The sequence below is a fragment of the Sphingobium sp. B8D3A genome, from assembly GCF_025961995.1.
Taxonomy (GTDB): Bacteria; Pseudomonadota; Alphaproteobacteria; order Sphingomonadales; family Sphingomonadaceae; genus Sphingobium.
The window spans coordinates 835,217-848,733 of record NZ_JAOQOS010000001.1 but is presented as its reverse complement, the minus strand read 5'-3'; the positions used below and the strand labels follow the sequence as shown (position 1 = coordinate 848,733).

The window sequence follows — 13,517 nt, the reverse complement described above, 5'->3', positions numbered from 1 at the left end:
AGGGTCCTCCTCACTCACTCGGCGGGGGCCGGCACGGCATCGCCGCCGGACCGCCCGCGCAGGCGTGCGATCCGGTCGCCGAGCGCGCGGCTCACGACGTAGAAAGTGGGCGTGAAGATGAGGCCGAAGATGGTGACGCCGGCCATGCCGAAGAACACCGCTGTGCCCAGAGCCTGCCGCAGTTCCGCGCCTGCTCCGGTGGCCAGCACCAGCGGCACCGCACCCAGGATGAACGCAAAGCTGGTCATCAGGATCGGCCGCAGGCGCTGCCCGGCGGCGTGGACGGCGGCATCCAGCGTGCTCATGCCGTTCTGCTCGCCCTGGCGGGCGAACTCGACGATGAGGATCGCATTCTTGGCAGCCAGCGCCACGAGCACGATCATGCCGATCTGCGTCAGGACGTTGTTGTCCATGCCGCGCAGGTTGACTCCCACCAGAGCCGCCAGCACCGACATCGGCACGATCAGGATGATCGCGAGCGGCATGACAAGGCTCTCATATTGCGCCGCCAGCACCAGGAAGACGAGCAGCACGGCGAGGCCGAAGACGAGGCCTGCAGTATTGCCAGCCGTCTTCTGCTGATAGGCGATGCCGGTCCACTCATGGCTGAAGCCACGCGGCAGATTGGCATTGGCGAGTTGCTCCATGGCATCCAGCGCCTGGCCCGAGGATGCGCCGGGCGCGGTATCGCCATCGATGGCGACAGCGGGCGCCAGATTGTAGCGCTGCACCCGATACGGCCCGGTCGTATCCCGGAAGGTGGCGATCGAGCCGATCGGCACCATCTGGTTATAGTCCGAGCGCGTCTGCAGGCTGGCGATATCCGCCGTGGTGCGCCGGAAGGCTTCGTCCGCCTGCGCGGTCACCCGATAGGTGCGGCCAAGCAGGTTGAAGTCATTGACGAAGGCCGAGCCCAGATAGATCTGCAGCGTCTCGAACACCCGCTCGGGAGGCACGCCGAGCATCTGCGCCTTCTCGCGGTCGATATCTGCGAAGATGCGCGGCGTCGCAGTGTCGAAGAAGGTGTAGACGAACGAGAGTCCGGGCGTCTGGTTGGCCGGGCCGATGACGCTGTAGGCCGCCTGCTCGAGCGCCTTGTAGCCGGCGCCCTCGCGATCCTGCACCATCAGGCGGAAGCCGCCCGCCGAGCCGATGCCGCGGATGAGCGGTGGCTTGACGATCATCAGGCGCGCCTCGCTGATGTCGGCGGTCGCCTTGCGGGCTTCCTCCATTAGCTTGTCGATGGTCTGGCCCTTGGCGGCCCGCTCGTCGAAATCATCGAGCACCCAATACGCCGCCGACGAGCTGGCGTTGCGCGTCTCCGAGGCGCCGTCGAAGCCCGAGAGCATGACAGCGTTGGTGATGCCCGGAATGGGCAGCATTCGCTCCGCGACCTTCTTCATCGCCGCATCGGTGCGCGCGGTGGAGGAGCCGGGCGGCAGCTGGATGATCGTGAAGAAATAGCCCTGGTCCTGCGCCGGGATGAAGCCCGACGGCGTGTAAACCAGCGCAGCGACGGTCACCGCGATCAGCCCGACATAGGCCGCCATGATCTTCTTGGGCTGGCGGACCAGCCGCGCGGTCAGGGTCGCATAGCGGGCACTGAACCGGTCGAACCCGCGATTGAACGCATCGCCCGCCCGCTCGGTGAGCTGGCGCCAGCGCGGCGCGCCCTCCGGCAGGGCATGGCGGTGCCGCAGCAGCAGCGCCGCGAAGGCGGGCGACAGGGTGAGCGAGAGGACCAGCGAGATGATCGTCGCAGCCGAGATGGTGATCGCGAACTGCTGGTAGAAGGCGCCGGACATGCCGCCGATAAACAAGGTCGGCACGAACACGGCGCACAGCACCAGCACGATGGCAATCAGCGCCCCGCCCACCTCATCCATGGAGGTGCGCGCCGCCTGGAGCGGAGTCATCCCGTTCTCCAGATTGCGCTCGACATTCTCGACCACCACGATGGCGTCATCGACGACGATGCCGATGGCGAGCACGAGGCCGAACAGCGACAGGTTGTTGATCGAATAGCCCATGCCCGCGAGCACCGCGAAGGTGCCGATGAGCGAGACCGGGATCGCCAGCACCGGGATCAGCGCCGCCCGCCACTTCTGCAGGAAGACGATGATGACGAGCACGACGAGGATCACCGCCTCGACCAGCGTCTTCACGACCTCGTCGATGGACTTCTGGATGAACTCGGTGGGGTTGTAGACGATGCGATATTCGAGGCCCTGCGGGAAGTCCTTGGCCAGGACGTTCATCTCGGCCTTGATCGCCTCGGCTGCGGCCAGCGCGTTCGATCCCGGCATCTGGAAGACGGGGATGATCACGCTGTCCTTGTCGCCGAGGTAGGCCGACGTGCCGTAATCCTCGGCGCCCAGTTCGACACGGGCGACATCGGAAACGCGGACCTGCCGGCCCTGATCGTCGGTGCGGATGACGACATTGGCGAACTGCTGCGGATCGGTGAAGCGACCCTGCGTCTCGACATTGAGCTGGAAGGCCGATCCGCCCGAGGGGGGCTGGCCGAGCGTGCCGGCCGCAACCTGCACATTCTGCTGGCGCAGCGCGGAGACGATGTCGCCGGCCGTCAGACCCAGCGCCGCCGCACGGCGCGGATCGATCCACACGCGCATGGAGAGATCGCGCGAGCCGAACAGCTGCACGTCGCCCACGCCCTCGATGCGGGCCAGCCGGTCCTTGATGCGGGTCTGCGCGTAATTGGAAATATACTCGCGATTGAGCGAGCCATCAGGCGAAATGAGGTTCACCACCAGCAGGAAGTCCGGCGAGGTCTTCTTGGTAACGATGCCGAGGCGCTGCACCTCCTGCGGCAGGCGCGGCTCGGCAATGGCGACGCGGTTCTGCACCAGAACCTGCGCCTCATCGAGGTCCGTGCCCTGCTTGAACGTGACGGTAACGACCACGCGCCCGTCCCCCGTCGATTGCGACGAGAGATAGAGCATGTTCTCGACGCCGTTGATCTCCTGCTCGATCGGGCTGGCAACGGTTTCCGCCACGGTCTCGGCAGAGGCGCCGGGATACATGGCCGAGACGGTCACCGTCGGCGGCACCACCTCGGGATATTGCGAGACAGGCAGGAAGAAATAGCTGATCGCGCCGATGATCGTGATGATGACGGCGATGACCGCCGCGAAGATCGGCCGGTCGATGAAGAAACGGGACAGACGCATGAGGAGCTCTCCTCGGGGCAGCGCTCAGAGCATGTCCGGGTCAGGCGGCTTCACCTGACGGCTCGGACATGCGGAAAGCAAAAGGGACCGGATCAGGATCGGCTTCAGGCGAAGCCGATCCTGATCTAGCGCGTAAAGGTGGCCTGGCCGGACATCAGCGCGGTGGCGGCGGCAGGCGTCGCCGGCTGCGTCTCAGGCGCAATGCGGCCTTTGCGGACCTGCACCTTGCCGCCGGGCATGGCGAGCTGGGTGCCAACGATCACCACCTGATCCGCGGGATCCAGCCCGGCCCGCACGACGCGCAGGCCATCGACAACCGGCCCAAGCTCGATCGGCTTGGCGGCGACGGTGCCATCCTTGCCGACGACGAGCAGCGTCTTGCGCGCCTGATCGGTCTGCACGGCGGTGTCCGGCACCAACAGCGCGCGAGTGGCAGAGCCGGTGGAGAGCCGCATATTGCCGAACATGCCGGGCGTCAGGAACAGATCGGGATTGGGCAGCACGGCGCGGGCGCGAATGGTGCCCGAGCGCGGATCCAGGCCGTTGTCGGTGAAATCGAGCTTGCCCTTCCAGCGATAGGCATTCTCATCCTGCAGCTTGATCTCGACCGGCGTAGCGTCGGCATCGGCATCACGCTTGGTCTTGAGGAACAGCGCTTCGGACCCCTCGAAGGTGAAGTAGATCGGATCGAGCGCGTTGATGGTGGTGAGCAACGTGCCGGATGCGCCCTCTCCCGATGAGGCGAGGTTGCCGGGGTCGATCCGCCGATCCGAGATGCGGCCGCCAATGGGCGCGCGCACGGTGGTGAACTCAAGGTCCAGCGCGCGACTGCGGGCACGGGCCTGCGCACCGGCCAGCGCAGCCGATGCCGCCGAGACGCGGGCACGGAGCCGGTCGACCTCGCTCTTGGAGACCGCTTCCACCGCCACCAGTCGTTCGGCACGTTCAAGATCGCTGCGGGCCAGCGCGAGATCGCTCTGGGCCGTGGCGACACCGGCACGCGCCTCGGCCAGCGCGGCCTGGAAGGGGCGCGGATCAATGGTGAAGAGCGGCTGGCCGGCGCGGACCATCTGACCGTCCGTGAAATGCACGGCCGTGATCTGGCCGGAAATGCGCGGACGCACCTCGACCGCGCGGCTCGGCTCGAACCGGCCGACATAATCGTCCCACAGCATAATCTCGCGCGCGAGCGGCGCCGAGACGGTGACGGTGGGCGCCGCCATCGCGGCCTGCGCCGGGGGCGACGGGCGCATCAGCGCGTAACCGCCGGCAATGGCGAGCACCGGCAGCGCCACCCAGGCGGCACGGGTCAGCGAGCGCCGCCGCGTCGTGCCACCTTCGATGGGCGTGGCTTCCGCCGGGCTGAGTTTCTTGAGCATGTTCATGCGCGGTTCCTCCGCTTGATCGACAGACGCAGGGCCCCGATGTGGCGGAGCAGCGTCTCATATTGATGGGTCGTGTAGCCGGCCTCGTAAAAGCGACCGAGCTCGGACGGGGCGATGTTGTAGCCATGGTGCCAGCTCAGCACCGCGATGCGTCGCAGCGCTTCGAGGCGCGCGCTCGCCAGCGGCATGGCCCGGCGGAAGCCGAAAACGAGGCGCAGCAGGCGGCCCAGGCGGCTCTCCTCGCGCAGCGAAGACAACCCGTCTTCCCGCGCCAGGCGGACAATCGTCCACTCGACCGGAAGGAGGTGGCCATCCTGCACCTGAAGGCTTGCAGCCTCCGATGCAGTGACACCCGGGACCATCGCCCGTGCCCCGCCATCTCTCAGATCCAGATATGCCATCACCGTGTCTCCTCCTGCTTCCCCGGCAGGCACGACGGGGCAGCCCCGGACAGCCAGTGCTGCCGGGCGCGCGCATCGCGGATGCCAGGGATCGATCCGGGAAAGACGGTGCGCGACCGGCGCGTCCGTCCCGAAACCAGAACCTATGAAATTGCTGTCAAATCAAGTCGGGCAAGCAGAACGCGCCCGGCCAAGCCGCACGCACCCCCATGCCTTCTGTACTGACTGGTATATTAATCGGATGTTCAGGCGTCAACCCGGTTTTTTGTACCGACCGATATTTTATTTTGCAGCGCGCAAAATCGGTCTTGGGTCCCCAGGCGCTTCAGCGGCTAGGCCACATCCCCATAGTCGTCTCGGCAACGCGCTCCAGCTCCTCCCGTGTGGTGCCGGAGCCAGCCAAAACCGCCATGCCCTGCAAAACGGCGATGAGATATTTCGTGATCGCTTCCGCATCGGCGGGCCCGACAAACTCGCCCTCGTCGATGGCGCGCTGCATCCGGGCCACCAATGCCCGCTTCACGGTCTCGCCGCGCTTGAGCACTTCCTCACGGATCGATTGCGCTTCCGCGCCACAGGCGGTGACGCTGATCACGCTGAGGCAGCCGGTGGGCTGGCCATTGCCGGCAATCGTGGAGAGCGCGCCATCGAGCAGATGCTGCGCCACGCCGCGCGCGGTGGGCATATCCAAAGCCGGACCGATATAGGCCAGCTTCTCCCGCTCGTAGAGATCGAGCGCCTGCCGGAACAAGGCCTCCTTGTTGCCGAACGCGGCATAGAGACTCGGGCGGGTGATCCCCATCGCGTCCGTCAGCTCGCTGAGCGACGCGCCCTCATAACCCTTTGTCCAGAACACACGCAAAGCGGCCGCAAGCGCCTGCTCGCAGCAAAATTCGCGGGGCCGACCCCTGATGGCGGTCTGTTCCATATCGGACGGTATAGAATTCCTCGACGGGGTTGTCGAGTCCGGTGCGACGAAGGGAGCCAGGACGGTCCCGCTCGAGCGGCACGTTCTCCCAGGCATGATAAAAGTTAAGTTCAGACTCTTTTCCATGAACCTTTTCCAGAGCTTGACATTTCAAGCGCAGGATCACTCCGATCCCGATAATGGCAAAGCGGTGGTGACGCCGTGACGCAAAGCTTCCGGCCTTGGGTTCAAGGTAGCGGGGTTGCCGAAGGAGCCGAGGTCGGAGCTGTGTGTGCGTGTCTACGCCTCGCTCTGGCTATGATCGCTCCACACCGCTCCGCGCTACGTGGGCCTGCCATCGGATAGCTCCGTCTCCAGCCCGGCTGCAAGCCTGACAGGAGATGACGCAATGGCTCAGGTTCTTTCCACGACGACATTACGATCCAACAGAACGTCACGACTATGCCGGGCCATGCCCGCCATAGCCGCCTGCTCCGCGCTCGCCATGCTGCTGAGCGCCTGCGAGACCAGCGGTTATTCCCGCTACGCCAATGTCGGCTCGCCGGCGCCCGGGTCGGGCGGCAGCAGCGATGGCGGCAGCAACAATGGCGGCGGCGGCACTGACACGGGCGGCGGGAACACGGGCGGTGGGAACACCGGCGGCGGGAATACCGGGGGCGGCGGATCGGCCGATGGCGGCGGCAGCACCAGCGGCGGTCTGGCTGGAGGCGTCGTCACGCAGGTCTCCCCGGTTCTGGCGACGGCCGGCAACGCCGTGCTCGGCGTCGCGGACGGCCAGCAAGGCGTGACCACCCCCATCGCCGCTGCCTTGCCAGTCACGCAGCCCGTAACCGGCACGATCACGCGGGTGCTGCAGGACACCGGCACGGTGCTGGTCGATGCCGGCGAAGGCCGCACGCTGCTGCTGCAAGGCGCGCAAGGCGTGGTCGGCGATGTCGTGTCCATCGACGTTGGCGGTCGCACCGTAACCAACGGTCTTGACGGCACCGCAGGCGCGATCGGCGTCGGCGTGCTCGGCGACACCCAACCGACGGGCACGCTCGCATCCGCTGGCGTGCTGAACGCAGGCAATACCGCGCTGGCGACCGTGAACGGCATCGCCGATGTGCGCGTGACCAACATTACGGCGCCCACCGGCGGCATTTCCGACAATCTGCTGAATGTCGCGCTCGGCGGCAATCAGCTGCTGGGGAGCGGCGATCCGGCGCTGGTCAACGCCAATGTGCTGCCGAACGGCGCGTCCCTGCCCGGCGGTGGCGCGGGGGCCGTGGGTGGCGTGCTTGGCGCGGTGAGTTCGACCGTCGGGTCTGTCGGTGGCGCCGTGGGCGTGGGCGGTGACGTCTCAGGCGGCGGCGTGCTTGGCGGCGGAACGGCCACGGGCGGCGACGTAAATGGCGGCGTGCTTGGCACGGTCGGTGCCACGGTCGGCTCGGTCGGCGGTGCGCTAGGCGTTGGCGGCAGCGTCGAAGCCGGTGCAGGCGCAGGCGCCGGCACCACGACCAATGGCGGCTTGCTGGCGCCGGTAACCGGCACGCTCAACACGGTCGGCACTTCTCTGGGGCTGGGCCGCTAAACAGCCACCCCGCCTCAAGTCGCCAACCTCGGCGCAACTTCCCTGCGGTGCGCGGCGGGCGGTCTCAAGACCCGCCGCGCACCCACCGCTCCCATTCAGAAAGGTCCATATGGTCGCGCTCCTGCCTGCAGCCATTGCGTTGATCGCCATCGCCCAGCCCACGGGCAGCGGCCTGACACCGCCCCTCATCGATCAAAGCCAGCCCGGCCCCACCCCGGTGCTGCCCGCACAGGAGCGGCCGCCTGCGGATGATCCGACAGGCCGGGTGGACGTCGAGGCCCAGGCCACCGCCGCGCCGATCCGCAGCGTAACTTTTTCCGGCGTCGATGCCCCGGCGCCCGTTGCAGAGGCCGCCCGGACCTTCATCGGCCAGCCGGCCACGCGCGAGACCCTGGGCGCCCTCGCCAAGAGGATTTCCGATGCCTATGCCAAGACCGGCATCGCGCTCTACACGGTCGCCATTCCGCAGCAGGATCTGGCTGAAGGCCATGTCCGCGTGCTGCTGGCCGAAGGGTTCATCGAGGATATCGCTTATCCCAAGGGCGCCTCCCCGCTCATCCAGGCCTATGCTGCCCCGCTGGCGCGCGAGCACCCGCTCAGCCGCCGCACGCTGGAACGCAGCCTCTCGCTGATGCGCGACATTCCCGGGGCGAAGATCGACGCCAATATGTTGCGCGGCGCGCAGGCCGGCGGCGTTCGCCTCGCGATTACGCCGGAGCGGGAATATAGCGACTTCTCCTTCGGCTTCGATAACCGCACGCAAAGCGGGCTTGGCAGCGGGCAGTGGCGCGCATCGGCCAAATTCTACAGCCTGCTACGCGATGGCGACCGCAGTGACCTGACCCTGCTCGGCGCCGCCGATTTGAAGCGCTATCGCTACGCCGGGTTCAGCCACCAGACGCCGCTCGGCACGGACGGCCTCACCCTCGGCCTCTCGACCTCCTGGCTGGATACGCGGCTGCAGGCGCCCGCGATCGTCGGCGAGGCGCAGACGCTTGGGCTCAGCCTCTCCTATCCGGTCATTCGCGGATATAAACGCAACCTCACCCTCAGCGCCGGCATTGACGGGCTGAACAGCGATGCGGCCTATCTCGGATCGGTAATTTCCTCCGACCGCATCCGGGCCGTGCGCGCGGCCGCCGGCTACTCGATCGTGGCGGACAAGAGCGCCTTGAGCCTTGCCATCACCGGCAGCCGAGGCCTCGATATGCTCGGCGCGCGCGGGGTGCCGGGCTTTACCGATATCGACTTCACCAAGATTGCCGGGCGCGCCAATTATGATCGGATGATCGGCAAGCGCCTTGTTGGACGGCTGCGGCTGAGCGGCCAGTATAGCGGCGACCGGCTCGGCGGCAACGAGCGCTTCTCGGTGGGCGGGCCGGAGATTGGGCGGGCATTCGAGACGGCCCTTCTGAGCGGCGACAAGGGCATGGCCGGCCTTTTCGAACTGGCCCTGCGTCCCAAGCTGCCCACGCGCCTGCAGGGGTCGGAAGTCTACGGCTTTGTCGATGGTGCCCGCGTGCGTCTCAACGCCCGCACCGGCCTCCCGGCAGCCAGCTATTCCATGGCCTCGGCCGGCGGTGGGCTGCGCCTCAACTATACCACCCGCGCCTCGCTCTCGCTGGAAGCCGCGCGCGTCATCGAGGCGCCCTTTCCCAACGCCGGGGACGGCTGGCGCTTCAACATCGGCTGGTTCCTGAAATTGCGGCGATAAGCGAACGCGCCGCTCCCGCTTTTTTTGCCTTGGCATTCGCAGGCGGGTTCCGGCACAAGCGTGCAGACAAAATCAATCTGACGAGCGGCATGAACGCTCGCGGGGGAGGATGATGTGCACGTTCCGGCGCTCGACCTGGCTTTCCACGTTCGCCTCGATTTCGGCGAAGGGCCGCGCACGCGGTTCCAGCCGGCCTTGCAAAGCTACACGCGCGGCTTCGTCGCGCTCGCCGGCGGGGTGGTGAGCGGCCCGCGTCTTTCCGGCCATGTCGTGCCCTATTCGGGCGGGGACTGGCCCCGGCTCTGGCCCAGCGGCCTTGTCGAATTCGAGGCGCATTACATGCTGGAAGCCGATGATGGCGCCATGATCTACATCCACAATCGCGGCATCGCCTACGCCAATCCGGAGATGACGGCGCGGATCGAGGCGGGCGAACAGGTCGACCCCCAGGACAATTATTGCCGCATCACACCGCGCTTCGAGGCGCCGGACGGGTGGCACGCCTGGCTCAACCGCACTGTCTTCGTCGGCATTGCCGAACGGCGGGGCAATTCGACCTTCTTCGATTATTATGCGGTGACCTGAAGCATGACCACCCGCCTTTCCGCCGACGATCAGTTCGGCATCCGCGATGCCATCGCCCATTATGCCTGGGCACTGGATACCGGCAATGTCGAGGCTTTCGTGGGCTGCTTCACCCGCGACGGGCTGCTGATCTGGGATGCGTTCGAGACGCCGCTGCGCTGGCAGGGCGCCGACGCCATCCGCCATTTCGCGACCTTCATTCGCGATCAGCCCGCTTCGGCGGGGCGGCAGCATCACGTCACCAACATCATCGTCACGCCCTGTGAGGGCGGCGCGCGGGCGATCTCCTATGGCGCCGTGGCCCTGCGCCAGGGCGACGGCCCGCACGCCCTGCATGTGATGGGCTATTATGAGGACATCTTCCGGCAGGAGGATGGCGTGTGGCGCATGGCGCAACGCACGATCCGCGACTGGTCCGGCCCGATCCTCGCGGGCTTTGCGGGGCAGACGGGCGCGCGGGAAGGTCGGCCGCTGCCACCCCCGCTCAAGGGGCTGCTGTACGACAGACAGAATTGAAGCAATTCAGGCAGGCGGACCGAACGAGATGGATGAATTCGACTATATCGTGGTGGGCGCGGGATCGGCCGGATGCGTCGTCGCATCGCGGCTGAGCGAAGACCCCGGCACGTCGGTTCTGCTGCTGGAAGCAGGCGGCAGCGACAAGCGGCTGGACATCGCCATGCCGCTCGCCTTCCTCAAGACCATCGCGGACCCCAAATTGAGCTGGGGCGATATGGGCGAGCCAGAGCCGCATCTCAATGGCCGGCGGATCTGGATTCCGCGCGGCAAGGTGCTCGGCGGCTCCTCTTCGATCAACGGCATGTTCTACATGCGCGGCCACCCCAATGATTTCGACACTTGGGCGCAAATGGGCGCGCGCGGCTGGAGCTATGACGATGTGCTGCCCTATTTCCGGCGCATGGAAGATAGCTGGCGGGGCGAAAGCGCCTATCATGGCGTGGGCGGCCCGCTGCACGTCGCGCCGATCCAGACCGGGCATCTGCTCCACGAGCCGCTGCGGCAGGCGACGCTGGCGGCCGGCTATCCGGCGACCGACGACATCAATGGCGCGGATGCGGAAGGCCCCGCACTGGGCGAGGTCACCATCGACAAGCGCGGGCGACGGGCCAGCGCTGCGGCAGCCTATATCCGCCCTGCCCTTGGCCGCCAGAACCTGGATGTGCGGCTGAAGGCGCTCGCCCACCGCATCCTGTTCGACGGCAATCGGGCGGTCGGCATCGAATATTCGGTGGACGGCCAGACCCGCCAGGTGCGCGCGCGCCGCGAGGTCATTCTGAGCGGCGGCGTTTATAACAGCCCGCAGCTGCTTCTGCTCTCCGGCGTGGGGCCAGCCGCACAGCTTGCCGAGATGGGCATTGCGGTGAAGGCCGATGTGCCCGGCGTCGGCCGCAACATCTCCGAACATCCCTGCTGCATGATGGAATTCGCGGCGACCAGGCCGGTCACCTTCGTCAAGGAACTGCGGCTCGACCGGGCCGCGCGCCATTTTGTCCAGTGGCTGATGCTCGGCACCGGCAAGTTCGCGACGCAGCTCAACAGTTGCAACGTCATCATCCGCACTGACCCCGCGCTGGCGCAGCCGGACATTCAGCTGATGTGCAATCCGGTGACGTTCGGCGCGCGGCTGTGGATGCCGCCCTTCCGTCCCGCACCACCGCACAAGCTGGCCTGCGGCGTAGTGGTGCTCAACCAGCGCAGCCGCGGTTGGATGACGCTCCGCTCCACCGACCCGAACGACCGCCCCGCCATCACCCTCAACCTGATGGACGACCGCTGGGACATGCAGACGATGATCCGCGGCATTCGCGAGGCGCGGCGCATTTACCGCACCGCCCCGCAAGCCGCGCTTACCGGCACGGAGCTGCTGCCGGGCGAGCAGGTGCAGAGCGATGACGAGATGGAAGACTGGGTGCGCCAGGTAGTCGAGATCGGGCAGCACGCTGTCGGCTCCTGCACCATGGGCACCGGGCCGGACGCCGTGGTCGACCCCGCGCTGCGCGTGAAGGGCGTCACCGGCCTCCGCGTCATCGATGCCTCGGTCATGCCGACCGTGCCCGGCGCCAACACCAATGCGACCGTGATCATGATCGGCGAGAAAGGCGCCGATCTGGTGAAGGCGGGCTAGAGCCTGGTCCCCGTCCCCGACTTGCCTCAGCGCGCCCGCTTGGTGCGCGGCTCCTTCCACTGCACGCCGTAGAGGTCGAAGCGGCGGTCGCGCAGGTTCTGCACGGCGCCGCTCTGCCGGCTGGTCAGCAGATCGTCGAGCGAGAGGTCGGCAATGGCGATCGTCTCGGTATTGGGCGCGGTGTCGGCGGCCACGCCATCGCGCGCGAAGGGGAAGTCCGAGGGCGTGAGGATCGCGCTTTCGGCATAGTGAATGTCCATATTCTCGACGTTCGGCAGATTGCCGACAACGCCGGACGTCACGACATAGCACTGGTTCTCCACCGCCCGCGCTTGGCAGCAATAGCGCACGCGCAGATAGCCGCGCCGCTCATCGGTGCAGAAAGGCACGAACAGCAGCAGCGCGCCCTGATTGACGAGATGCCGCGCCAGCTCCGGGAATTCGGAATCATAGCAGATCATCACGCCGATCGGCCCGCAGTCGGTGGGAATGGCATCGGCGCCGAAGCCGCCCTTGATGTTCCACCAACGCCGCTCGGATGGCGTGGGGTGCAGCTTCTCCTGCGTGTACATCGCGCCATCCCGCAGGAAAACATAGCTGATGTTGCGGATATCGCCATTTTCCACCCGCGTGGGGTGGGAGCCGCCGATGATGTTGATATTGTAGCTGACCGCCAGCTTCTCCATGAACGCGCAATAGCGCTCGGTATATTCCGCGATCTTGCCGATGGCCTCGCTGGGTGCGAGCTTCGCGCGGGAGATGGAGAGCAGTTCCAGCGTGTAGAGCTCGGGAAACACCACGAAGTCGGCGCGGTAATCCGCCGCGACGTCGACGAAATACTCCACCTGCTCCTCGAACTGCTCGATCCGTGTAATGCCGCGCATCTGGAACTGCACCGTGGCAACCCGCACCGATGACGGCAGCTTGAGGGTGCCATGGTGGGCGCGCCCCGTCCCCTCCTCCGGCGCCAGCGGATTGGGCCAGAACATCAGCACCGCATTGCCGGCACTGTCCCGGTCGCCCGGCAGATAATCCGGCAGGATGCCCTTGGCCTGGAAGCCCTGCCCCAGCTGAAAGTTGATCACCGGATCGCGCAGCTTGCGCTCGATCGCGGCATCGAGATAGGCCTGCGGATCGGGATAATCCCGCCGGCGGCGCGCATAGCCCGGCAGGCGACCGCCAAAGGCGATGCCCTTCAGCTCGAAATATTGGCACAGTTCCTGCCGCTTGCGATAGAAGCGCTGGCCGATGCGCAGACGCCGGAAATCGGGATCGACGCAGACTTCCATGCCGTACAAAACGTCCCCTTCCGGGTCATGGCGCGTGCCGAAGCCATCGCCGGTGATTTCGCCCCAGCTGTGCGGGGCGAAGGCAATCTCCTGCGAGACGATGAGCGTAGCGCAGTGGCCGACGATAGTGCCCTCATAATCGGCGACGAATTGCCCTTCGGGGAAGTTATTGATCTGGCCGCGAATTTGCGCGGCGGTCATGGCCTCGGCCTTGCCATAGACCTTGGTGGAGAGCCGGGCGATCGCGCGCGCATCCTTGGCGAGCGCGGGACGGACGATGAGCTTTGCCTGTGTATGAGCCATGC

Annotated in this window: 10 protein-coding genes and 1 riboswitch; of the genes, 5 read left to right on the top strand and 5 right to left on the bottom strand. The window is 66.5% G+C overall.

Translation table 11 applies throughout. The features are described 5' to 3' along the window. Positions 1-14 precede the first annotated feature (14 nt). The 4 genes from M2342_RS03775 to M2342_RS03760 form a co-directional block, all read right to left on the bottom strand. Positions 15-3,191 carry an efflux RND transporter permease subunit gene (locus tag M2342_RS03775; protein ID WP_264578095.1) on the bottom strand — a complete coding sequence of 1,059 codons (3,177 nt, stop codon included), beginning with the start codon at positions 3,189-3,191 and terminating at the stop codon, positions 15-17. A 125-nt stretch (positions 3,192-3,316) separates the two neighbouring features. After that, complete coding sequence (locus M2342_RS03770) at positions 3,317-4,576, bottom strand: efflux RND transporter periplasmic adaptor subunit (RefSeq protein WP_264578094.1); 1,260 nt, start codon at positions 4,574-4,576, stop codon at positions 3,317-3,319. After that, entirely contained in the window at positions 4,573-4,977 is a 405-nt protein-coding gene (locus M2342_RS03765; RefSeq protein WP_181558624.1) for a hypothetical protein, read from the bottom strand. Before M2342_RS03765 ends, M2342_RS03770 begins: the two co-directional genes overlap by 4 nt. A 325-nt stretch (positions 4,978-5,302) precedes the next feature. Next, positions 5,303-5,905, bottom strand: coding sequence for a TetR/AcrR family transcriptional regulator (locus M2342_RS03760; protein ID WP_264574370.1), 603 nt, complete (start codon positions 5,903-5,905; stop codon positions 5,303-5,305). A 171-nt stretch (positions 5,906-6,076) separates the two neighbouring features. Beyond that, positions 6,077-6,154, top strand: a riboswitch (cyclic di-GMP riboswitch). Between the two features lie 139 nt (positions 6,155-6,293). Between M2342_RS03760 and M2342_RS03755 the strand changes: the two genes are divergently transcribed. From M2342_RS03755 to M2342_RS03735, 5 genes are all read left to right on the top strand, one after another. Then, positions 6,294-7,478, top strand: a complete 1,185-nt coding sequence (locus M2342_RS03755; RefSeq protein ID WP_264578093.1) for a hypothetical protein — start codon at positions 6,294-6,296, stop codon at positions 7,476-7,478. Between the two features lie 109 nt (positions 7,479-7,587). Then, on the top strand, positions 7,588-9,192 hold the full coding sequence (locus M2342_RS03750; protein WP_264578092.1) for a ShlB/FhaC/HecB family hemolysin secretion/activation protein: 1,605 nt from the start codon (positions 7,588-7,590) through the stop codon (positions 9,190-9,192). A gap of 114 nt (positions 9,193-9,306) precedes the next feature. Next, the gene (locus M2342_RS03745) at positions 9,307-9,777 is read left to right on the top strand and encodes a DUF3237 family protein (protein WP_264578091.1); all 471 of its coding nucleotides are present in this window, start codon (positions 9,307-9,309) and stop codon (positions 9,775-9,777) included. A 3-nt stretch (positions 9,778-9,780) separates the two neighbouring features. Then, a complete protein-coding gene (locus M2342_RS03740) occupies positions 9,781-10,293 on the top strand; it encodes a nuclear transport factor 2 family protein (protein ID WP_264578090.1) in 513 nt (170 codons plus the stop codon). Positions 10,294-10,321: 28 nt separating this feature from the next. Next, positions 10,322-11,923, top strand: a complete 1,602-nt coding sequence (locus M2342_RS03735; RefSeq protein WP_264578089.1) for a GMC family oxidoreductase — start codon at positions 10,322-10,324, stop codon at positions 11,921-11,923. A gap of 26 nt (positions 11,924-11,949) precedes the next feature. On the opposite strand, the gene M2342_RS03730 is transcribed toward M2342_RS03735, so the two are convergent. After that, complete coding sequence (locus tag M2342_RS03730) at positions 11,950-13,515, bottom strand: carbon-nitrogen hydrolase family protein (protein WP_264574361.1); 1,566 nt, start codon at positions 13,513-13,515, stop codon at positions 11,950-11,952. Between the last annotated feature and the right edge of the window lie 2 nt (positions 13,516-13,517).

Coding starts and splice junctions, on each gene's coding strand:
- M2342_RS03730 (WP_264574361.1), bottom strand. CDS start 13,515: ATGGCTCATACACAGGCAAAGCTCATCGTCCGTCCCGCGCTCGCCAAG.
- M2342_RS03735 (WP_264578089.1), top strand. CDS start 10,322: ATGGATGAATTCGACTATATCGTGGTGGGCGCGGGATCGGCCGGATGC.
- M2342_RS03775 (WP_264578095.1), bottom strand. CDS start 3,191: ATGCGTCTGTCCCGTTTCTTCATCGACCGGCCGATCTTCGCGGCGGTC.
- M2342_RS03740 (WP_264578090.1), top strand. CDS start 9,781: ATGACCACCCGCCTTTCCGCCGACGATCAGTTCGGCATCCGCGATGCC.
- M2342_RS03770 (WP_264578094.1), bottom strand. CDS start 4,576: ATGAACATGCTCAAGAAACTCAGCCCGGCGGAAGCCACGCCCATCGAA.
- M2342_RS03750 (WP_264578092.1), top strand. CDS start 7,588: ATGGTCGCGCTCCTGCCTGCAGCCATTGCGTTGATCGCCATCGCCCAG.
- M2342_RS03765 (WP_181558624.1), bottom strand. CDS start 4,977: ATGGCATATCTGGATCTGAGAGATGGCGGGGCACGGGCGATGGTCCCG.
- M2342_RS03760 (WP_264574370.1), bottom strand. CDS start 5,905: ATGGAACAGACCGCCATCAGGGGTCGGCCCCGCGAATTTTGCTGCGAG.
- M2342_RS03755 (WP_264578093.1), top strand. CDS start 6,294: ATGGCTCAGGTTCTTTCCACGACGACATTACGATCCAACAGAACGTCA.